The following is a 22,106-nucleotide window of genomic DNA, read 5'->3' as shown; positions in this document are numbered from 1 at the left end:
CGCCGATGTTGAAGCAGGAGGAAGCGGTGGAGATTTCAGTGTTGTTGAAGCAAGGGATGGGCGTTCGGGAAGTGGCTCGGCGGTGTGGTGTGTCGCGGAACACGGTTCGGCGGGTTCGGGATGAGGGATGTGGTCGGCGTTTCAAGCGTGAGGCGCGTGAGGGCAAGCTGTATGGGTTCTTGGACTACATCCGAGAGCGGCTGGCAGCCGCAGCGCCGGATTGGATTCCGGCATCGGTGATGCTTCGGGAGATCAAGGCGCTCGGGTATACGGGTTCGCACTCGATTCTGCGGGCCCACATGGCGAGTTTGCGGCCAGTTCGAGAGCCGGAGCCGCTGGTTCGCTTTGAGACCGAATCGGGCCGGCAGATGCAGGTGGATTGGGCGGAGTTTCGGTTCGATGGGATCCGCTGGTTTGCCTTTGTGGCGGTGCTTGGCTTCTCGCGCTGGGTCTTCGGTCGGTTTGTCGACAATCAGCGATTTGAGACGCTTCGAGACTTGCATGTTGCGGCGTTTGATTCGATGGACGGTGTGCCCCGCGAGGCGCTGTACGACAACATGGCGACCGTGGTGTTGAAGCGTGATGCGGAAGGCAAGGGACGCCATCAGTTTCATGATGGGATGCTCTCGCTGTCGAAGGACTATGGCTTTGCATTGCGACTGTGCCGGCCGTATCGGGCACGCACCAAGGGCAAGGTTGAGCGCGGCATCCGCTACGTTCGCGAGAGCTTCTTCGTGCCACTGCGTGCCGAGTTCCGGCAGCGTGGTGAGCCATTGACCCTGGACATTGTCAACGCGCGGTTCGCGACCTGGCAACGCGAGATCGCCAATCGACGCGTTCACGGGACAACGAAAGCAAGACCAGACGTTCGACTGATTGAGGAGCAGGCTCGGCTGTTGCCGCTACCTGGACTCAAGCCTGCACCGAGCCCGCGTGAGGCGCTGGCCAAGAAGGTGCCCATTGCCCGCCCCAGAACGCCCATACAGCGGCCCTTGTCGGCTTACGACGTCTTCAGCGCCGGGGTGAGTCCATGAATCTGAGCCACGAGCGACTGAGCGCGTTGTGCGCCGATCTGAAGCTGTCCAGTGTTGCCGAAGCGGCGACTCGACTGGCGCAGGAGGCCAGTGCGGCTGAATGGTCCTACCTCGACTTCCTGGATCGCGTCTTGCGAGCTGAAGCGGCCCAACGCCAAGATCGCAGCCGAACCATGCTCGTGCGAACGGCTGGCTTCCCAGTCATCAAGCGACTCGAAGACTTCGACTTCAACTTCGCTGGCACGCACAAGAAGCAAATCACGGAGCTAGCGAGCCTCGCCTTCATCGAACGAGGCGAGAATGTTGTGCTGCTTGGTCCCTCAGGCGTCGGCAAGACACACCTTGCCCTGGCAATCGGCCTGAAAGCCGCCGAGAGCGGCTACAAGGTCCGCTTCCACACTGCCGCCGATCTGATGCGCGAAATCGCAACGGCTCGCCGCCAAGAGCGGCTGACGGGCTTGCTACGAAGCAGCGTTGGCACACCGCGTTTGCTGATCATCGACGAGTTGGGCTACCTACCCCTGGACAAAGCACAGGCTCACGACCTCTTCCAAGTCATTGCAAAGCGCTACGAGCACGGCAGCCTGATCGTCACGAGTAACCTGAACTTCGGCCAATGGGACCAAACCTTGGGAGGCGACAGTGCTCTGGCAGCAGCACTGCTAGATCGCTTGCTTCACCATGCTCACGTCATCCAAATGAAAGGAGAGAGCTACCGACTCAAAGACAAACGCAAAGCAGGATTGATCGATAAACGGAATGCCGGAACTGCGGCAGACTGACTCGGTGGGTGGGTCAGCATTACTTCGGCAGGGTGGGTCAGGATTCAATCGGCGTTGACAGTTCAATTCAGCATTTAACCAATCGGCTTGATCTAACTGGACAACGAGCATGCCGCCGTCGGGCGCAAAGGCGATGCTGACAATTTGATGAAACGGCCGCCCTTGCGCCATCAGCGCAGCGGTCGGTGTCACGGATTTGCTTGGCAGCCAAGCGTCATGCCCAAGGATTTCGATCTGCCCCTCTGGCAATCGTCGGCGCAGAACCTGGCTCGCGCGATCGGGCCCTGCCCACAACCAACTGTAGGCGTTTCCTTGCCCGTCCAAATGCAACGTTTGGCCATCAGGAAAGGGATTCAGATCCGTGAGCGCCGGTCCGGCCCAGCGGAAGTGGTTGTGCTTGAGATCAAATTCCCAGAATCGGCTGTCCCAACGCTGATCAGGCCGATACGCCAAATGCTCACCCCGAAGCACGGAGTCTGGCCCGAGTTGGAGCAAATGCGAGTGGCGATCTTCCAGTAACACCTCAGCCCGACCATCAGGTTGGAGCCGCCAGATTCGATTGCTCCCAGGATCGGCGATATAGACGCGTTCGTTCGCATCCACAACGATGCCGACGCCGGGGTCCGCCGCTACCGAACGCGCGTTCACCAGCGCAAACCCACCCAAGACAATCCCGAACACGCAGCCGAGTTGAGTCACCATGGCAGCCTCGAACCGAACACGCGTTACCGCGCGGCGGCGCAATGTTCGCAGATTGGCCGGCCGGTTTGCGCGACATGGACCTCGGGCATTCGCGTAAGCGTCCCGGAACCCGACACAACCCGTGATTATTTTCACCGCTCACAGTTTTTCGACATTCTATTCACGTGAAGCATCGAATGATTGGGCAATGCGAACCAGTATTCCGCGAACCAACGCCCCACACAAAGTCAGCCTGCGGCCAATCACCTCTTGCGCTGCTCTTTTGATCGCCCTGGTCGCCCCAGTGGCCGCGGCCAAGTCAGCGCAGGCATCCGCTGCCCCCCAACCAAAGGCGGGGCTAACGACCCAAACCGGATTCCTGAGCTTTACAGCAGCAGGCAAGCAGCTGCGTGGTCGCCTGCAGATCCCGCGCGTCAATCTCGATCGGCGCTTCCCAGACCCCATCAGCCCCGCCGAGATGGGGGCTGCGCTGGCTCAGGATTTCAGCTTGGTGGCAGATGGCCAGTTCTGCAAGGTGCGCTGGCTCAATGTTGAACGTGCGGCGAGCGCGACGCTGGTGGAGTGGGAACTCAACACCGACTGCCCCGCCCGCCCGGAGCGTCTGGACGCCCATTTCTCGCCGTTTGGGCAGAAGCAGCCCCAGTATCGCACCTTGGTCACCTGGCATTTGGAGCAGAACGTTCAATACGCACTCAGTACCGCCAATGAGGCCTGCGTCGGGTTCACCGCCGAACCGCGTTGGCAGCAACTCGTCGAGATCGCCGTGCTCCCCGCGCTCATCGACACCGTGGGAACGACCCCGAGCGTCACCGTGAACACCATCCCCACGCGCAAACCCGTAAACTCGGGCCGATGAGTCGTCGAACCCGATCCACACAGCCATTACCCGAGATTCTTGCCGAATTGGCCCGCCTGGCCACCGAGGATCTGAGTCTGCGCCCGATGCTGCAACGCGTAGCGGACGCGTTGGCGGGCTACTTTCAATGGCAGCTCGTTGCCCTGGTAAGCATCGACCGCCAGAGCAATCGATTCGTCTGCGAAGCGTTGTCGACGTCGTTGCCGACCGACATCCATGTCGGCTACAGCCGCGAACTGGGCTCTGGTGTCGTGGGTGAGGTCGCCGCCACAGGCCGACCCGTGTTGGTCAGCGACGCGAGCCAGTATCCAAACTTCGTCCACACGTTGCCCGGCGGGCAATCCGAACTCTGCGTGCCGATTCTGTTTCGGGGTACCGTGATCGCCGTTCTGAATCTGGAGAGCACGGAGGTCGGCACCTTTGACGGGTCCCTGGACCTCTTGAAAACCATTTCCGAACAGATCGCCGGCACGATCGCTGGTGCGCGCCGCGTCGAAGAACTGACGCGGCGCACGCAATTACTGGAAGTGGTCGCGGAGTTCACGCGCCAGGCGATGGAATCGGAAGACCTTGATGCGCTGCTCGGCTTCGTCTTGCGATCGCTGGCCGCCCGCTTCCAAACGGTCGAATCAACGGTCCTGTTGGAGGGCGATCTAGTCGGGCACCTGGAAGTCGCGGCACACCTCGGCGCGTCACCGCACATCACGTATCGCGGCAAGCAGTGGCCAATCAACGAGGGCGTGGTTGGCCGATGCTTCCGCGAAGGGGTGCTGATCTACGTGGACGACGTCAGCAAAGACCCGCACTACAGTACCGTCAATCCCAGCGTGCGCGCGGAGCTCGCACTGCCAATATCGCTGAAGGGCCGCGTGTTTGGTGTGCTCAATCTGGAAGCCGAGACAAGCCAGCCGTTCTCGGGCGAAAATCGGGTCTTGCTGCGTGCTCTGGCTGACGCCGTCGCTGGCGCCATTCACCTGCTATCGACCGCTCACCGCTTGCAGCAAAGCCAGGCCCGGGCTGAGCGCCAGGCGGTGGAGCTGGGCCGCGCCCGGGAAAATCTGCGCCGGGCAACTGGCAAGCTCGATCGCCGCCAAGGCGAGCAAGCGGTATTTGGGTTGAGCAGCTCGACGCAGTTTCGAAAACAGTTGAAGGCCCAGTGCCGAGCCGTCTCGCGCGGTGGCAGGGGCATGGCCTTGTGGTTGATCCGCATCAATCCGCACAGCTATGTCGACGCCATTCGCCTGAATGAAATCATCACGCCCTACGCAGCACGCATTGCCAATTTTCTGGTCGACGCCAATATCCCAATGTGCCAACTGCGCCCACGCTCGCTCGGCGTACTACTCTCGGGCGCACCGTCAGTTGATTCAAGAAAGCGAATCGAAGAATGTCTGCAAGCGTTGCACCGTTCATATGTTGGTGACACAGAGCTTATGCGGGCCGAGCCGTCACATCTCGTGGTGCTCTGCAAGCTCAGCCAAGCCAAAGACCCAGAGGGCTTCCTCGATCACGCCCTGGCGCAACTCGACGAGCTGCCTGATGGCGTGCTGTCCTGGCTCGACGCCCACCATCCGTAAGGCGGCTCTGAATTGGTCCATCTTGGACTTTCAGACGCACATCGACTCTGTGCTTGTTCAGAGTCTCATGAACGCGTCGCCCGTATTCCGTCGACGCTGACGCCTCGGCGCCAATCGAGCCACCTGACGAAAGACAGGTCAGCCCCCTATCTCTGGATAGCAGACAGTCCGGACTAACGGGACTACGTTTCTCCCTGACTCAGGAAACAGTGAACTCGTGCACGATTCACGCAATCCACGGATGGGCCGCCCAGCATCACCAATATCCGACGCTTAGCTGCAACGCCGCAATCCGGGCCGAACTCACTCTGCGTCCGCGCGGCCCGAATGCTTGGACGTCGATCCAGCCCAAAGGGGAGAGAACTCATGAGCTTGCCTACCGGCCGCTTCAATCAGTGCTTGCTGCTGTTACTTGTGTGGTGCTTTTGCACATGGTCCGAACTGGCGAATGCTGCGAGCGAGACCGGTGAAGACGTTCGCGACCTCGCCGGTATCCAGCAGCATCCGATCCGCTTCATCATTCCCACAGCATACCTGCAGGGCAGTAGCGCCGACGAGGTCAAGCTGCGTCTGACCAAAATGGTTGGGGATCTGAACGCGGTATTCGCGCGCCGCACGATCAGACGGTTCGTTCTCGATCCGCAGACCGGATTCACCTTCACCGATACCGCTCCAAGCTCAACGTTCTCGGGCGAGGCAATTGGCCTCTATCGATATCGAAGCTATGGCGTGCAGGTCTGGCTACGCATGGACCCAGGGCACAGCTCGATGAGCATTGCTGAAAACGGCGACACCGAGGTGGGCCTGCGTTTGTACAGTCTGCTGGACCGGGACAACCTCGGCACCAATATCATTCCCGGAACCGGCCTTAGCAGCCTGAACTACTACTGGAGCACGCTGATAGCGCTGAGCCATGAGATTCTGCATGGTTTTGGCGCCGGAGCCCCTGAATACTATGCTTATAACAACCGCGACGATCCGACAGGCGTTGAACCGATCATTCATGCCAACATCATTTATGACCAGACCGTGCATCGATACTGGCTGGAGCATCGCGACTATGATGTTGATCCCATGGGGCGAACTGAGCGCAGCGACCGCAGTATCGACGAACGCATTGCCGATTTTGAGTTAGCGGAACTGACGCGGTTGCGTGCCAATGGCTTGCGTCGCGAAGATGTCCTGGAGACCTACGCTCCGACACCAGACTTGAGCGCCGTCGACATTCGTGTCCGCAAAGCCGACGGCGTCAGCAGTCCGGGGGCTGTTCGGATGATGATTTGGTCGATGAGTGCGCACACCAACAACTACGTGACGCTCTTGTTTGACGGCTACACGGCCAACGATGGTAGCCACACGCAGAACTGGGTGATCACGCCGCCCAATGACCTCGGACTTCAAACGTGGCTGTTGATCAAAGCTTGGCCCAATGACCCCACAGAACAACCAGTCGTTCGCTGGCTCAACATCTTCGATGCGAATGAAGAAAAGCTTTTGTTTGGTCGCGATACATTGACAGTCCGCCTGAACTTTGAAGGGACGGACCTGCCGCCATTTGCCGCCGCCAACGTCACGATGGTAGGCGCCGAAGATTCACCCGTGACCGTGTCCTATCAGGACCTTGCAAACCGTGCGAGCCTCATCGACCCGTTTGACCAACCAATACACTTTCGCTTGCTGCGCCAGTTTCGCGGCAAGCTGATGACCGAAGCGGGCGAAGCGGTGAATCATGAGAGCCAGTTGTTGCCCGGACAGACTTGGTATTGGACGCCGCCGCTCAACATGCATGGCGCAGAGATCCCAGCGTTCTTGCTGCAAGCGCGGAACCCAACCACCGGCGCCATCAACCCCACCGAAATCCGCGTCAATCTGAGCCCAGAGCCTGATCTGCCACGCGTCTTCGAACGGCGCGTCATCTTGTCTGAAAACGACTCGACTTGGGTAACGTGTCTGCCGGTCGACGACCCGGACGGCGGTGTCGCCGAACAGATTATTCTGAGCCCACCGGCCCACGTGCAGCTCACCGACGGGCTCTCGCAGCGGAACGGCCGCTGCTTCTATCTGCAATCGACCGGCGTCGCCGGCCTTCGAACGTTGACATTTGAAGCGCGTAACAGTCAGGGCAGCACGGGCCCAGTCACGCTGCCGATTGAGATTCAAAATGTCGATGACGACGCACCGACCATCGTTCCCACCATGCTGACCTATAGCATCAACGAAGACAGCGCATTGCAGTTGTCGAGCGGCGACTTGCTCACCGCACTCCGCGCGCTCAGCGTTGATGGACAGCCCCTGGCGCTCAAGATCAACGCCATCACGAGCGGCAGTCTCCGTCGTGGTGACGGGACACTCATCAACGTAGGCGACGTATTGACCTCAGACCAACACTTCACCTGGCTGCCACCCAGCAATCTAAGCGGCAATGTCGGTGCGTTCTCCGTCAGGGCATTTGATGACCTGAGCTCGATCGTCAGCAACAACCTGTTCGTCACCATCGCCGCGATCAACGATCCCCCAGCCTGAACATGATCCACGCCCAGACCATTCAGGAGAACCAATCTGTGTGTGTACCGCTCACGGGGCTTGGACCAGGCGGCGGCACAGACGAGCAAGCGCAGGCCTTAACCATCGCAGCGGTCTCGAGCAATCCCGGATTGGTCGCTCACGGCAGCGCCAACAGCTTGCTGATTTTCGAACCCGGCAACACACCTTGTCTCCGGATCCGACCGCGCGATGGCGCGTTTGGTAATACCAACATCACAGTCAGCGTCACGGATGCACTAGGTGCGATCACCAGCCGCAGTTTTGCCCTCACCGTCACACTGGTGAATAGCGCGCCACAGTTCGTCAGCGGTGTCCGCAAGTTCCTGACCACGGGCATCACCCAATGGGTGCCCATGTTTCGGGATCTGAGCGTGATTGACCCCGATCACGATGCGCTCAGTTGCCGGTTCCTGAGCCTGCCAACGCATGCCGACATAACGGTCAGCAGCGGCTCTCGGACACTCGTTCAGGCCAATCTGGACTACCCGATCGCGACGTTCAAGACGTTCTTCGCTGTCAAGCGCATCCAGCCGACCAGCGTCGGTTTGCAGACGCACAGCTTCCGCTGCAGCGACCCGCACGGTGCGGACACCGGCGCGATCAGTTACAGCGTCACCACACAATGATGCGTTGGGAGTTGTGGTCGTAACGAAGGTGCGTTGATGCGCGCGTCTAAGGGTCAATGCCGGTGCGCGATTATTACCATAGCGCACTGTCGCAAGTAGCCCTCTCCCCTGCCCTCTCCCACTCGCGTGGGAGAGGGAGTTGGCTCTTCCACTCGCGTGGGAGAGGGAGTTGGCACTTCCACTCGCGGGGGAGAGGGCCCGGGGAGGGGGTTACTTGCGATCAGAATGGTCATTGAATGCAGACTGCTGAGCCAGCAAACCAATGGATGATCGTGGGCTTGATGAGAAGAACCTGAATTCTTACATCCTGGACCTTCAGACCGCATCGACACTGAACAGAATCAAAGGCCCAATGGCTGCCCGCCTTCAACAGCGGGCGGCAATCGATCACGCCACACGCACTGGGATCTTGCCAATCCGGCCTTGCCATTCGCGCGGGCCGGTTTCGTGTACCGAGTGACCTTCGACGTCAACCGCGACGGTGACTGGCATGTCCTTGACCTCGAACTCGTAGATCGCTTCCATGCCGAGGTCTTCAAACGCCAGCACGCGTGAGCCCTTGATCGCTTTGGACACCAGGTAGGCCGAACCGCCGACGGCGATCAAATACACCGCACGATGTTTCTTGATGGCTTCGATGCCAGCCGGGCCACGCTCAGCCTTGCCCACCATGCCGATCAAGCCCGTTGCCGCCAAAACCTGCTCGGTGAATTTATCCATGCGTGTGGCCGTGGTGGGACCGGCCGGGCCAACAACTTCTTCGCGCACCGGATCAACCGGGCCGACGTAATAAATGAAGCGCCCCTTCATGTCGACTGGCAACGTCTCGCCACGATTCAACATGTCGACCATGCGCTTGTGCGCGGCATCGCGACCCGTCAGCAACTTGCCGTTCAGCAGCAACACATCGCCGGGCTTCCAGGTTTCAATTTCGGCTTGCGTGATGCCGTCCAGATTGACGCGTTTGCCTTTCGCTGCGTCATACGTCAAGGCCGGCCAATCTTCGAGTGACGGTGGTTCCAGACTGACCGGGCCCGAGCCATCGAGTTCGAAGTGCGCGTGGCGCGTGGCCGCACAATTCGGAATCATGGCGATCGGTAGATTCGCAGCATGCGTCGGATAGTCGTGAATCTTGACATCGAGCACCGTGGTCAGCCCGCCCAGACCTTGCGCGCCAATGCCGAGTGCGTTGATCTTCTCGTATAGCTCAATGCGCAACGCCTCGAGCTTGTTGCTCGGACCACGCGCAATCAATTCCTGCATATCGATCGGGTCCATCAGCGATTCTTTCGCCATCAACATGGCCTTGTCGGCCGTGCCGCCAATGCCAATGCCGAGCATGCCTGGCGGGCACCAGCCCGCACCCATCGTCGGGACCGTCTTCAGCACCCAATCAACAATCGAATCAGACGGGTTCAACATCGCGAATTTCGATTTGGCTTCAGAGCCACCACCTTTCGCAGCCACCGTCACGTGCACCGTATTGCCGGGCACGAGCTTCATGTGGATCACACCAGGGGTATTGTCCTTCGTGTTCTGCCGGTTAGCGATTGGATCGCTCAGCACCGACGCCCGGAGTTTGTTGTCCGGATGCAGGTATGCACGGCGGATCCCCTCATTGCACATGTCCTCGATGCTCATAGTGGCCGCGAAGTGCACATCCATGCCAATTTCCAGGAACACGTTGACAATACCGGTGTCTTGGCAGATCGGCCGATGGCCTTCGGCGCACATGCGCGAGTTCACCAGAATCTGCTTGATCGCATCGCGGGCAGCCTCGGATTCTTCCCGATCATACGCAGCCGCCAGGTTCTTGATGTAGTCCACCGGGTGGTAATAACTGATGTATTGCAGTGCATCGGCGATGCTCTGAATCAGGTCTTCCTGCTTGATCGTGACCATGGCGTACCCAGGCTGAAAAGACGGCTATTCTAGCGCGGCAAGATCAATTCACAGCATCTTGACACCACCGATTGCTGCAGTGCGCCAAAACGGAGTGTTTGACTCCGGACGAAAAGCCCACTAAACCTTCGCCACTTTTTAAGCTGGCAGGATGCTGGCAGTAATACCTCCCGGCCGTGCGCCGGATCGATTCACCAGAACCCAATCGAGGACGAAACAATGAGTGGAGCCGTTAGTCAGGCTGGCGCGAACCCGCCTGAATACCCACAAGTACTGGGCCATCCAAGGCCGTTGTGGATGCTGTTCATGTCGGAATTCTGGGAACGCTTTGCGTTCTACGGCATCCGTTGGGCCATGGTGCTCTACATTGTCGCGCAGTTCCACGCTGGTTCGGCAACGGGCGAAAAGCCTGCGAGCGAGCTCTACGGCGCTTATCTCGCCTTGGTGTATGCCGGTGCCATTTTTGGCGGATACGTTGCGGACAAGATTATCGGCTATCAACGCTCGATTCTGCTTGGCGCCGTCATCATGGGCGCTGGTTTGTTCATGCTGGCCTCGCCGTCCGAAACCATCTTCAAACTGGGCCTCGCGACCATCATCGTCGGCAATGGCCTGTTCAAGCCCATTATCTCGACCCTGGTTGGCAAGCTGTACTTCCAAGGTGACGAACGCCGCGACTCTGGTTTCACCATCTTCTACATGGGCATCAACCTGGGTGCGTTCCTGGCCCCGCTGATCACCCAGTATCTCGCGAAGAAAGTCTTTGGTGCGGAAACGCCTGCTTATACCGTGGTGTTTATCGCCGCCGGCGTCGGCATGATCCTGAGCTTTCTGTGGTTCTGGTTTGGCCGACATCAATTGAAGGGCATCGGCCTGCCGTTGCCGGAACAGGCCAGCATGGCCCGTGTCGCGCTGGTCGCATTCGGTGGCGTATGCGCGATTCCAGTGTTCTTCTTCCTGCTGACCATCGACGCCGAAATTCTGCAGTACATCCTGATGGCATTGCTCATTGGCCCCGCCATCATGCTGTTGATTGAAGGCGTCAAGGTGGGCAGTGTTGCGCGCGACAAAGTGATTGCGATGCTGATCATTCTGTCCTTCAACGTGTTCTTCTGGTGCTTCTTCGAACAGGCCGGTAGTTCGTTCAACTTCCTGGCCGAGAAGATCGTCAACCGCGACATCGGGTTCGAATCGATGCTCATGAGCCTCTCGGGCGAATCGAGCTTCCCGGTTTCTTGGTTCCAGAGCGTCAACTCGGTGGCCATCATCACGCTCGCCCCGATCATTGCGTGGATCTGGATCAAGATGGGCTCGGCCAATCCGTCCATCCCGCGCAAGTTCAGCCTGGGTCTGATCTTTAACGGCCTGGCATTCCTGCTGCTGGTGTACGCCCTGTCCAGCCTCATCGGCGACGATGGCAAGATCCCGTTCTGGACCTTGTTCGCGGTCTATTGGATTCAGTCGATCGGTGAGCTCTGCTTATCACCGATCGGGTTGTCGATGGTGACCAAGCTTGCGCCGCCGCGGCTTACTGGTTTTGCGATGGGCGCGTGGTTCCTGTCGATTGCCATCGGCAACAATCTCGCCGGCATTTTTGCGGGTCATGCCAGTGGCGAAGGCGGCATGACGACGGTCTCGGCGCAGGCCGCGTACATGACCGGGTTCTACATCCTCGCGGGCGCCGGTGTGCTTCTGTTCTTGATTGGCGGTTTGGTCAACAAGCTGATGCACGGCGTCAAATAGACGCGCTGATCGCCAATACGCAAAAAGGCCGCCTTCGGGCGGCCTTTTTGTTGGGGTCGCTGCCTGCTTCGTGGATCAATGACGCCCCCGTTCCTCGGGCAACAGGAGTGCGTCCGGGTCTTTGGGAATCCAGTCCGAAGGCGGTATCAACGGCAACCCCCGTCGCTCTGCTTGGTTGAGCATGGCCGGCCATTCCCCAATGGCTTCGGTTTCTCGGCCGATACTTGTCAACGCCTCACCGCTCATGGCGTCATCGTGACCTAACTCACCGAGCCAAACGTACGGGCGACGAAAAGTCAAAGCAGCGCCCGCCTCATCAGTGCCGGGCAATAAGCGCCGTAACATGTCGCTGCCGATCATTCGGGCCAGAATACGCTTGCGGGTTGAATCGACCTGCGCGTCCGCCTCACTCATCAGCGCCGACAATGGTGCCACGCGAGACTGTGGCGGCGGAAACGCTCTCCGCACGCGCTGCTTCATGCCGAGAAACTGCACGGCGCACCAATGCCAACGCCCACCACGCCGCACGCGCAGGTTCACCGCCCAGACTAGATGCCTTCATCAGGCTCCGGCGCGTGGTCGGCAAACTGCTCATGCGCCGGGCTTGCGCCGGGTTCGGGAGCTGCCGAGCTTGCGCGTGATCGTGTTGCGGCCAATGCCGAGCAACCTTGCGGCCTCGAAGCGGTTCTTCTGCGTCACATCGAGTGCGGCATCGAGCACCACACGTTCGAACGCCGCCAACGCCGCGTCGTAGATGCCACTCTCTTGCGCCTTCAACGCGCGCCGGACCTCTTCGCGCAATGCCTGCTTCCAATCGCCAGGCGGTTCGCCACCGCGCGCCACGCGTCGGTGCTCGGTGCTGCTGGCCTGGCCGGAAGCCTGATACAGCAGGCCCTGGCGTGGGTCTGGACCACTCGCATCGACCGGCGCCGCGAACTCGTCCTCCGGCGTTGGTGCAGTGAGCCCAAACCCTGCGAGCGTGTTGACTGGCAGATCAGCGAGACCAATCTCGCGACCGGGCGCCATGACCGCCAAGCGCCGACAGAAATTCTCCAACTGCCGAACGTTGCCAGGCCAGACCTGTTGCCGTAGGAATTTCAGTGCTTCCGGCTTCAGCACTTTGGTCTCTGCTTGCATCTCGACCGCAGCGCGTTGCATGAAGCGTTGCGCGAGCAGATCAACGTCCTCCCGACGCGCACGGAGCGGCGGCAAACTAAGGCGCATCACATCGAGCCGATGCAGCAGGTCGGCGCGAAATTCTCCACGCGCCGCTTTGCCTTCCAAGTCCTGATGAGTCGCGGCGATGACGCGAACATCGACGCGAATCAGTTCGCGCCCGCCGACGCGATAGAACTCGCCTTCCGCCAGCACCCGCAACAAGCGCGTCTGCAAGGCCAGCGGCATGTCACCGATTTCGTCGAGGAATAGCGTCCCGCCCTCGGCTTGTTCGAACCGACCCGGGTGACGCTTCGTGGCACCGGTAAACGCACCGGCTTCATGGCCAAACAGTTCCGACTCCAGCAGATCGGCCGGAATTGCCGCCGTGTTCAGCGCGACAAACGGCTGGTTCGCTCGCAAAGAATGCTGATGCAAGGCGCGCGCAACCAGTTCCTTGCCCGTACCGGTTTCGCCTGTGATCAGCACCGACAAATGGGTGGGCGCCACGCGCCCGATTGCCCGGTACAGCTCGCGCATCGGTGCCGACTCGCCGAGTAACTCGGCTTGCAACGGTGCCGCTTTGTTCGGCAGTCGTGGCTTGCCACCGGGCTGGTCGGCCAGTGCGCGGTCGGCCAATCGCACGGCGGCGTCCAAGTCGAAAGGCTTTGGCAGAAAATCAAACGCGCCGCCCTTGAATGCCGCGCTGGTGCTTGCGACATCGGTGTAGGCGCTCATGACCACGACCGGCACGTCCGCATGCTCGCGTTTCAGGACTTCGAGGAATGCAATGCCATCCATGCCAGGCATGCGGACATCGGTGAACACCGCACCCGGTCGCGCATGCGGCAGCACGGACAACGCCGCTTTCGCGTTGTCGAAGTCGCGCACCATGTAACCGGCATCGCGCAGCGCCTCAGCGAGCACAAAGCGGACCGAGCGATCATCATCAATCAACCAGATTTCAGGCATTCGACGACTCCAAGGCCGGACTGTGTTGCGGTTCGGCAAAAGGCAGTAACAACGTAAAAACGGTATGACCAGGGCGCGAGCGAAAGCTCAGCATGCCGCCATGCTCCCGGGCAATTTCCTGGGCCAGCGCCAAGCCGAGGCCGGTCCCTTCAGCGCGGCCCGACACGAGCGGCAGAAACAGCTGTGGTGCCAGGTCTTCCGGCACGCCGCGGCCGTTGTCGATCACATCAAGCCGCAAGGCCATATGCGTGCCCAGCGCGTCGAGCGCATGGTGAAAATCGACCCGCGTGCGTAAGCGCACTTCGCTGGCTGAGGCCTCCAACGCATTGCGGACAATATTGAGGACGGCCTGGATCAGTCGATCACGATCGGCCATCACACCTGGCAGGCTGGGGTCGTAGTCGCGCACCACGTTGACCGCCCAGCCCACATCGGTCTCGGTCAGCAAGCGAACTCGCTCCAACACCTCGTGAATGTTCACCAGCTCAAACGCATGCGCAGGCTTCGGTGCCAGCAGGCGTTCGACCAGCGAAAGCAGGCGTTCGGTTTCCTGTTCGATAACGTCGAGATACGGCCGCGATTCGGGATCAGGACGCTTGCGCGCCAACAACTGGGCGGCGCCACGCAGCCCGGCGAGCGGATTCCGGACCTCATGCGCCAGCCCTTTCAGGGTGGCCTGCATGGCCTTGGGCCATTGCGCGGCCGGATCCTGATCGAAGGCGGCGTCGATGACCCGGAACTCCAGGAGCACCCCCTCCGGGTCGCTGTTCTGGCGCCAAGGCGAAAAGGTGATGATGGCACTGCGTTCGCAGTCCGGCATCGGCTGCAATTTGAGGATCGGCGTTCGCTCAGCATGATGCGTTTGCAACGATTGCTGCACAAAGGTCAACAAGGAGCCGGTTTGCGCGCCCAACCAATCCACAGGCTGTCGAAACCAACGGCGGGCTCCGATCCCCATCCAGGCGCAAAAGGCGGCATTTGTGAACTCGATCTGCCCCGATCCGTTGCAAATCAGCACCGGGGTGGTGAGTTGATCCAGAAGGATATACGGCTCTGGCGCGGACATGGTGCAAGCGTATCAGGTCCAACCTTCGTCGAGACGAATTCGGCATGCTAAGCTCGGGCGCTTGATTTGCGCGCGAATCTCTGCGTAACACGCTGATTTTTCATCGATACTCACCCCTGATCGGCGAATATTGCCAATCGCTCTTTCGAATCCTTCTGTCGTGACTCTCGCAGCCCCTGGCCTTGCGCCCACCCTCGACGATGCCCGCAACTTGTTGCAGCGGACATTTGGCTATCGGGATTTCCGCGGCCCTCAAGCCGGCATCATCGAGCACCTGCTCGAAGGCGGCGATGCGCTCGTGCTGATGCCGACTGGCGGTGGCAAGTCCGTTTGCTACCAGATCCCGGCCGTCTTGCGCGCGGGCTTAGGTGTGGTGATCTCGCCGCTGATCGCGTTGATGCAGGATCAAGTCGAGGCGTTGCACGAGATCGGCATCGAGGCAGCATTTTTGAACTCCAGTCTGAGCGCGACCGAAGCGGCCCGAGTCTATGAACGTCTCGAAGCGGGTCAGCTGCAGTTGCTCTACGTTGCGCCAGAGCGATTGTTGATGGCTGGCACGCTTGACTTGCTTTCGCGCCTGCCGATCAGCCTGTTTGCAATCGATGAAGCCCACTGCGTCTCGCAATGGGGTCACGATTTCCGAAAAGAATATCGTGCTCTCGGCGTCCTCCATGAGCGCTGGCCGAACGTGCCACGCGTGGCCTTGACCGCCACGGCCGACTTGCGGACCCGCGGCGAGATCATTGAACAACTCGAACTCGGGCAAGCCCAAGTATTTCTGAGCTCGTTCGATCGCCCCAACCTCTGCTATCGCGTCCAGGCCAAAACGGAAGCGCGCCGTCAGTTGTTGGAGTTCCTCGCCGAACGCCGCGGTCAGGCAGGCATCATTTATTGCCAGTCGCGCAAGAAGGTCGATGAACTTGCCGGAAAGCTGCTCGAACTGGGCTGGCCGGCGCTGCCCTATCACGCCGGTTTGGACGATGCGACGCGCGCGCGCCATCAGCGTCGTTTTCTGACTGAAGATGGCTGCATCATGGTCGCCACGATTGCATTTGGTATGGGCATCGACAAACCGGACGTGCGGTTCGTCGTGCACACCGAACTACCTAAGTCGATTGAGGCCTATTATCAGGAGACGGGTCGTGCGGGCCGCGATGGTCAACCTGCTGATGCCATGATGTTGTTTGGCTATGGCGATTTGGTGTTACCTAGACGCTTCATTGAGGAATCCGAGGCGAGCGAGTCGCGCAAGCAATTTGAACGGCAGCGCTTGAATGTCCTGGTCGAGTACTGCGAATCCGTCGCATGCCGGCGAATCAATCTGCTTGCCGCATTCGACGAAGCGTATCCCGGCAACTGTGGAAAATGCGACAACTGCTTAGAGCCACCCGCACGTTTGGACGGTCGCCAGGCAGCGAAGAAGTTCTTGAGTGCGGCGTATCGGACCGACCAACGCTACGGCATGAATTACCTGATCGACGTGCTACGCGGTGAGCGCACCGAGCGAATTCTCGCGCAGGGGCATGATCAACAGTCGACGTTTGGGATTGGCCAGGAACTCAACCCCGCGCAATGGCAATCAGTCGCGCGCCAGTTGATCGCACAAGGGTTGCTTGATGTGGACCCGCAATACGGCTCGATTCGGCTGAACGAGGCCAGTCGCGCAGTGCTGCGCGGCGGCCCAGTTTGGCTGCGGCAACTGGAAACAGGTGGTCGTCGCCCCAAGAAGCCGAAGAAGTTCAACGGCGAACATCACGAGTCCACAACGCGTGATGATGCACTCGTCAGCGCCATCAAAGCCTGGCGTCAGGCGCGCGCCAAGGCGCAGAATCTGCCGGCCTATGTGATCCTGCACGACGCCACGATTCAGGCCATTGCCGCAAGATTGCCGGAGTCGCTCGACGAACTCGCCGAGGTTCATGGCTTGGGGCAAGCCAAGATCAGTCGCTATGGGACGGAATTAATTGACTTGGTGCGCCAGTTCGCCGAGACCTGAATGGCGAACCAGTTGGTCTCGGTTGGCGTGCCGCCAAGCGACGTTCAATCTGACTTTGGCACCGCAGGATCCGTTACCGGCAATGATGGCGTGACCGATGGCGTCACGGGTGGCCAAATCACCGAGGCACGCTCGATACGCTGCAAATTCACGTCGGCCAGCACTTTGGCCCAGGGAAACAAGGGTCCCGGGTCCCGCTTGCGCCAAACCTTCACGGTCGGGTCATCACTGGCAGGCACTTCGGCCTGATCCAAATCCTCGTGTCCGGCGATCTGCTTCAGGTTCGGCAGCGTTTGCTGCAACCGCGACAACAGCGCGGACAAGGCGTTGATCTGTGCTTCGGTGTACGCCTCAGTCATCAATTGGCTGCGGCTATCCATCCAGTTTGGATAGCGCCCCTTATTGATCAGCTCAATGCCGATCGACTGCGGATTGTAGCCGCGTGTGTGGTGTGCGACGCGTGTGATCGGCACGAACTCGTAGACCCGTCCATTGCGATCAATATAGAAGTGCCCGCTGTTGCCCGTGCCGGTATCGACGTACAGCACTTTCTCGCCATACTCGCGGGCGGTCGCGAGATCCGGCAACTCGGTGCAGTGGATCACCACGAGACTGATTGCATCAAGCTCGCGGATGCCAAGCTGATCGACATAAGGCAGATGCCAGGCTTCGGCTGCGGGCAGGTCCATCAGCGCTCCACGTCCTCGTCGTCTTGCGCGGGTTCGATCCGGCTCTCGTCCACCTCTTCTTCTTCCGCGGCGCTGTTCGCGCCATCGCTCGCCTGGGCGTTTTCGAGCATGGTTTGCTCGTCGGCTTCAACACCGATGTGAAACGCGGCAAAGCCGGGCAACACAATCTGATTCAACGCCATACCAAGAACGCGACCGCGGACTGGGGACAAAATCGCCCGCTCCGTGTTTGCGAGCGGATCCACGACCTTGCCCAGGCGCTGACCTTCGCGCACCCGGTCGCCAAGTTTGACGGACGTAAACAGCATCCCTCCCGTATCCGCACGAACCCATTTTGCGGCATAAAACGTCGCCTGCGGCTCCGACCACATCCGGAAGCTGCGCGTCATCCCCATGTTGTGCAGTAAGGTGTGCATGGCCTGCACGCCCACATCAATTTCGCTGGTTTCAAGCCGCATGGGCGAACCAACCTCAAACGTGACCGCCGGAATGCCAATGTCCGATGCGGCCTTACGCAACATGCCGCGCGAACCGGGAGAATGCAGCACCGCAGTCGCGCCGAACCCGCGGGTGAACTCAAGCACTGCCGGGATACTCAGATCGCCGCGCACTTGCGGCAGGTTTGAGCGATCGAACGACCCGGTGTGAAAGTCGACCACAGCATGGCAATGTTTCGCGATGTCATGAAAAAAGCTGTTGGCGATGCGCGACGCCGCACTGCCGGATCGGCTTCCGGGAAAGAACCGGTTCAGATCGCGACGATCGGGGAGGTAACGAGACCCACGCGCGTAGCCGAGATAGTTGACGATCGGAACGGCAATCACGGTACCCGCCAACTCGGCCGGACGCAGGTCGTTCAACACGCGGCGGATGATCTCGATGCCGTTGATCTCGTCGCCGTGAATGGCTGCGGTCAAGCACAACCGCGGCCCCGGCTTGTTGCCGTGAAACACGATGACGGGCGTGGTAACCGTGACGCCATCAAAGCTCTGGCTCGATGCCCAGCGTAACTCGCGACGCGTGTTTGGCTGCACCCATTCGTCCAACAGCTGGAGTGGCAGCAGCTCGGTCGGCACATCTTCAAGGGCCTCTCGGAAATTCGGAACGATCAGCGGGTCGGCGCTGCCCGATTCGGTTAACGCGCCATTCGCCATGGCGGCATGCGCCTCGACAATCGCGCTTAGTGGCGTCACCGCTGGGGCGCTCGGCGTCGGAGCCGGTGCAGTCGTTTGCACCGACTGCTGTTCCGCTGGTGACGGAACCGGGCGCGGCGGCTTGGTCGGCTGCGTGACCGGTGGTGCTTTTGGAGCGGCCGTTGGCGGCACCGGTTGCACGGGACGCTTCGTCGTTGATGACTGACCAGCAACAGGTTTGGTTGCAGGTGCCCCGGACGCCTTGGAAGGCGTTGTGGCAGTTTGGTCGCCCCCGGCCTTAGGTGGGTCCGCAACCGGCGGCCTCGATGGCGCAGTCGCTACCGGCGGCAGTGGCTCAATTGGAAAGTCCTGTGCTCGCGTGGGCAAGCCATAAGCCACACCAATCGCGACCGAAAACCAGAACACGATTGGCCGACCTGCGCGCAGAAACTCAAGCATGACTGCATTCCTTGCAAACGCCATGCACTTCGAGACTCTGTGCGTGCGGCGTGAAGCCTAATTGATTGGCATGGTCGATCAATTGCCGCGCCACCGAACTGTCGCAGAATTCCGTCGCGCGCCCGCACCGGTCGCAGATGAAAAACGGCACCGTGTGTGCTTCGACCGGGTGATGGCAGCTCACAAATGCATTGATCGACTCGAGCTTGTGGATGAAATGATTCTCAAGCAGAAAATCCAGTGCCCGATATACAGTGGGCGGCGCCGCGCCGTCTCGCTCTTCCTTCAGCAACTCCAGCAGCTCATAGGCCTTCATGGGCTTGTCGGACCAGACGATCAACTCGAACACGCGCCGACGCAGATCCGTAAAGCGAATACCCCGCTCGGTGCAAGCACGCTCGATCTGCGCAATCACTTGCTGCGGCGTGCCGTGCTGGTGCGCACTCGCTCGGGTCATGTCAGCACTGTGCCAGCGCCGCATCGATCCGTGCCAGGGCGCGGGCACGGCCACACAGGAACACGGTCTGATCGATAGACGGCGACACCTGCGTGCCTGTCACTGCAACGCGCACCGCTGGGGCCACCTTGCCGAGCCCAAGGCCGAGTGACTCTGCCGCGGCTCGAAGCGCTTGGTCGACGCTTGCGGCGCTCCAATCTGCATCAGCGATATCGGCCAACCGGGCGCGCACGGCCAAGAGCCCCGGCCGCGCCGCAGCGGTCAAATGCTTTGCCTGGGCTTCAGGGTCAATCGTCACGGTGTCACGGAACCAAATGGCAGCCTTCTCCGCCATTTCCTTCAGCGTTTTCACGCGCTCGCGAAGCGCCACCACGATGGCGACCGGATCTGGGCCTTGCTGAAGTTCGTAACCTTGCTCGTGTAGATGCCACAGCAGATGCTGCGCCACCGTTTCCGGGGCATCGGTTTTCAGATAGTGCTGGTTGAGCCAGGCCAGCTTGTCAAAATCGAATCGCGACGCGGCCCGATTGACGTCTTCGATGCGGAACAGATCAATCAGCTCCTGCCGCGAAAACACTTCCTGATCGCCATGCGACCAGCCCAGACGCGCAATGTAGTTGATGACTGCGTGCGGCAAATAGCCATCATCGCGATACTGCATGACACTGACGGCGCCGTGGCGCTTGCTCAACTTGGCGCCGTCCGAGCCGTGAATCATCGGCAGATGCCCGAACGTCGGCGGCGCCTTGCCAAGTGCGTGATAGATGTTGATTTGCCGTGGCGTATTGTTGATGTGGTCCTCGCCCCGAATGATCTCGGTGATCCCCATATCGACATCATCCACCACAACCGCGAAGTTGTAGGTGGGGAATTGGTCCGAACGCCAGATGATCAAGTCATCGAGCTCACTGTTCTGGATTTCGATCCGGCCGCGAACCTTGTCTTCAAACACCACGCTGCCGTCTTTCGGGTTCCGGAACCGGATCACCGGCGTGACCCCGGCCTCGGCATCGGTGCGATGCCGGCACCGGCCGTCATAACGCGGTTTCTCGCCGGCGGCTTCTTGCGCCGCGCGCATTTCTTCCAGGCGCACCTTGCTGCAGTAGCAGTGATAGGCTTTACCATCAGTCAGGAGCTGCTCAGCAACCTCGCGGTACCGCGCCAAACGCTTGGTCTGATAGAACGGCCCCTCGTCATGCTCCAGTCCGAGCCACGCCATCCCTTCCAGAATGGCCTGCAGTGCAGCTTCGGTCGAGCGCTCCTGATCCGTGTCTTCGATTCGCAGCACAAAGACGCCGTTCTGACGCCGCGCCTCGAGATAGCAGAACAATGCGGTGCGAGCACCGCCAATATGAAGAAAACCAGTCGGAGAAGGCGCAAAGCGGGTACGGTAGGTCATTGCCAGATCATGAGTCGGAAACCGTGAATGCTAGCAAACCCGGACTGAAAACGAGGCCGATTCCGGCGATGCAGAGTGCGTCGCCAGCGTTTTCGCTGATTTTGGGAGCAAAGACGCGGATTCGACCCACTCGTGACCGCGGCCTCGCACTGCCACGCCTTCGCCAGAACGGAGGCGCGGGCACGATAGGCGATCAACTCATACTTTGCGCTGACCGCCCCTAGGAATTCGAACCACCCCGATTCTTGGTCGGGCGCTCGCCGCTGCTTCGCTCCAGCGCCAAGCCAGCCAGTGATCGCCTGATTTCCGAGAGCTGGTCGGCAAGCAGGATGAACACCAGCGACAACTCGCGCTCAGTCAGTCGACCCAAGGTCAGCGACACACGCTCCAGCGTCAGTAAGGCCCGAATCTGCTTGCGTAATTGTGCACTGGCACTCTGGCGACGTTCGCTTATGCGCGCCATGTCGCCCTGCAGAGAGGCCACTCACGGCCGCAATCAGATCGCATTCTGGCAATCGTGTGCTGGTTCGACGGAACCAGGATGTGTGTGCCCGAGCCCGCAATCGGTCCTGACGATGCGCGCCGCGTCCGACGCCAATGCCACAAAGCATTGGCATGTGCGTAGCCCACGCACGCGCGGGCATCGGTCGGCAATTCTGCCAGCGATGCTGCCTTGCGCATGCTGCTCGTTCGCAAGACCACGCCAGGGCGGAACGCGTTCCCCCGACGTTGTTGCCCGTAATCGATCTCCCACGCCATTTTGGTCCTGCCATTGTTTGCTCACGTCAGTGTCGCTTAGGGAGACCTCCTCACACCCGCCACAATGTTATTGATCGTGATCCGATTCTTCGGGCTTATGGATCGTGAGGGAACCAACACGTCCATCCTGGGCTTTCAGCCTTGCAATCAGTCCGCCAGAGCGCCTGCCCCGGCCAAGTATGGGGTCCGAATGCATTCAGACACTGGGCTCTGCCTGAATCTAGGCCGCCACAGTGGGCTCAACGAAGTGGCAGA

At 60.2% G+C, this 22,106-nt stretch carries 18 protein-coding genes; 8 read left to right on the top strand and 10 right to left on the bottom strand.

Annotated elements, in window-relative coordinates; genetic code table 11:
• The first annotated feature begins 5 nt into the window (after positions 1-5).
• Together istA and istB are read left to right on the top strand one after the other, a co-directional pair.
• Entirely contained in the window at positions 6-1,034 is a 1,029-nt protein-coding gene (istA, locus tag C7S18_RS04880; RefSeq protein WP_106890503.1) for an IS21 family transposase, read from the top strand.
• A complete protein-coding gene (istB, locus tag C7S18_RS04875; protein ID WP_106890502.1) occupies positions 1,031-1,816 on the top strand; it encodes an IS21-like element helper ATPase IstB in 786 nt (261 codons plus the stop codon). The genes istA and istB overlap by 4 nt, the downstream gene beginning before the upstream one ends.
• Here the strand turns inward: istB and C7S18_RS24145 are convergent.
• Positions 1,697-2,518, bottom strand: a complete 822-nt coding sequence (locus C7S18_RS24145; RefSeq protein ID WP_146151769.1) for an NHL repeat-containing protein — start codon at positions 2,516-2,518, stop codon at positions 1,697-1,699. The genes istB and C7S18_RS24145 overlap by 120 nt on opposite strands.
• Positions 2,519-2,705: 187 nt before the next feature.
• Between C7S18_RS24145 and C7S18_RS04870 the strand changes: the two genes are divergently transcribed.
• The 4 genes from C7S18_RS04870 (at position 2,706) to C7S18_RS04855 (ending at position 8,121) form a co-directional block, all read left to right on the top strand.
• Positions 2,706-3,374 carry a hypothetical protein gene (locus C7S18_RS04870; protein ID WP_106890501.1) on the top strand — a complete coding sequence of 223 codons (669 nt, stop codon included), beginning with the start codon at positions 2,706-2,708 and terminating at the stop codon, positions 3,372-3,374.
• The gene (locus C7S18_RS04865) at positions 3,371-4,951 is read left to right on the top strand and encodes a GAF domain-containing protein (protein ID WP_106890500.1); all 1,581 of its coding nucleotides are present in this window, start codon (positions 3,371-3,373) and stop codon (positions 4,949-4,951) included. Before C7S18_RS04870 ends, C7S18_RS04865 begins: the two co-directional genes overlap by 4 nt.
• 366 nt (positions 4,952-5,317) lie before the next feature.
• Positions 5,318-7,474 carry a hypothetical protein gene (locus tag C7S18_RS04860; RefSeq protein ID WP_106890499.1) on the top strand — a complete coding sequence of 719 codons (2,157 nt, stop codon included), beginning with the start codon at positions 5,318-5,320 and terminating at the stop codon, positions 7,472-7,474.
• 2 nt (positions 7,475-7,476) lie between these two features.
• The gene (locus C7S18_RS04855; RefSeq protein WP_106890498.1) at positions 7,477-8,121 is read left to right on the top strand and encodes a hypothetical protein; all 645 of its coding nucleotides are present in this window, start codon (positions 7,477-7,479) and stop codon (positions 8,119-8,121) included.
• A gap of 387 nt (positions 8,122-8,508) precedes the next feature.
• Here the strand turns inward: C7S18_RS04855 and C7S18_RS04850 are convergent, their stop codons facing one another.
• Positions 8,509-10,023, bottom strand: a complete 1,515-nt coding sequence (locus C7S18_RS04850) for a fumarate hydratase (protein ID WP_106890497.1) — start codon at positions 10,021-10,023, stop codon at positions 8,509-8,511.
• Between the two features lie 219 nt (positions 10,024-10,242).
• On the opposite strand from C7S18_RS04850, the gene C7S18_RS04845 reads away from it, so the two are divergent.
• Complete coding sequence (locus C7S18_RS04845) at positions 10,243-11,766, top strand: peptide MFS transporter (RefSeq protein WP_106890496.1); 1,524 nt, start codon at positions 10,243-10,245, stop codon at positions 11,764-11,766.
• A gap of 75 nt (positions 11,767-11,841) precedes the next feature.
• Here C7S18_RS04845 and C7S18_RS04840 read toward each other — a convergent pair whose 3' ends face one another.
• From C7S18_RS04840 to C7S18_RS04830, 3 genes are all read right to left on the bottom strand, one after another.
• Positions 11,842-12,246, bottom strand: a complete 405-nt coding sequence (locus C7S18_RS04840; RefSeq protein ID WP_170113114.1) for a hypothetical protein — start codon at positions 12,244-12,246, stop codon at positions 11,842-11,844.
• Positions 12,247-12,357: 111 nt separating this feature from the next.
• Positions 12,358-13,893, bottom strand: coding sequence for a nitrogen regulation protein NR(I) (gene ntrC / locus C7S18_RS04835; RefSeq protein WP_106890494.1), 1,536 nt, complete (start codon positions 13,891-13,893; stop codon positions 12,358-12,360).
• Positions 13,886-14,959 carry a two-component system sensor histidine kinase NtrB gene (locus C7S18_RS04830; RefSeq protein ID WP_106890493.1) on the bottom strand — a complete coding sequence of 358 codons (1,074 nt, stop codon included), beginning with the start codon at positions 14,957-14,959 and terminating at the stop codon, positions 13,886-13,888. Before C7S18_RS04830 ends, ntrC begins: the two co-directional genes overlap by 8 nt.
• Before the next feature lie 160 nt (positions 14,960-15,119).
• On the opposite strand from C7S18_RS04830, the gene recQ reads away from it, so the two are divergent.
• Entirely contained in the window at positions 15,120-16,955 is a 1,836-nt protein-coding gene (gene recQ, locus C7S18_RS04825; RefSeq protein ID WP_106890492.1) for a DNA helicase RecQ, read from the top strand.
• 44 nt (positions 16,956-16,999) lie between these two features.
• On the opposite strand, the gene C7S18_RS04820 is transcribed toward recQ, so the two are convergent.
• The 5 genes from C7S18_RS04820 to C7S18_RS04800 all read right to left on the bottom strand — a co-directional run bounded on the left by C7S18_RS04820 (position 17,000) and on the right by C7S18_RS04800 (position 21,555).
• Positions 17,000-17,644: an N-acetylmuramoyl-L-alanine amidase gene (locus C7S18_RS04820; RefSeq protein WP_106890491.1), complete on the bottom strand. Its 645-nt coding sequence runs from the start codon at positions 17,642-17,644 to the stop codon at positions 17,000-17,002.
• Positions 17,644-19,236, bottom strand: a complete 1,593-nt coding sequence (locus tag C7S18_RS04815; RefSeq protein ID WP_170113113.1) for a succinylglutamate desuccinylase/aspartoacylase family protein — start codon at positions 19,234-19,236, stop codon at positions 17,644-17,646. The genes C7S18_RS04820 and C7S18_RS04815 overlap by 1 nt, the downstream gene beginning before the upstream one ends.
• Positions 19,229-19,717: a transcriptional repressor gene (locus C7S18_RS04810; protein WP_106890489.1), complete on the bottom strand. Its 489-nt coding sequence runs from the start codon at positions 19,715-19,717 to the stop codon at positions 19,229-19,231. Before C7S18_RS04810 ends, C7S18_RS04815 begins: the two co-directional genes overlap by 8 nt.
• On the bottom strand, positions 19,695-21,092 hold the full coding sequence (gene gltX / locus C7S18_RS04805; protein WP_106890488.1) for a glutamate--tRNA ligase: 1,398 nt from the start codon (positions 21,090-21,092) through the stop codon (positions 19,695-19,697). The genes C7S18_RS04810 and gltX overlap by 23 nt, the downstream gene beginning before the upstream one ends.
• Positions 21,093-21,312: 220 nt before the next feature.
• A complete protein-coding gene (locus C7S18_RS04800) occupies positions 21,313-21,555 on the bottom strand; it encodes a hypothetical protein (RefSeq protein ID WP_106890487.1) in 243 nt (80 codons plus the stop codon).
• Positions 21,556-22,106 lie beyond the last annotated feature (551 nt).

Source organism: Ahniella affigens (genome assembly GCF_003015185.1).
In the GTDB taxonomy this organism is placed as follows: Bacteria; Pseudomonadota; Gammaproteobacteria; order Xanthomonadales; family Ahniellaceae; genus Ahniella; species Ahniella affigens.
This window is presented reverse-complemented; position numbering and strand designations above follow the sequence as displayed.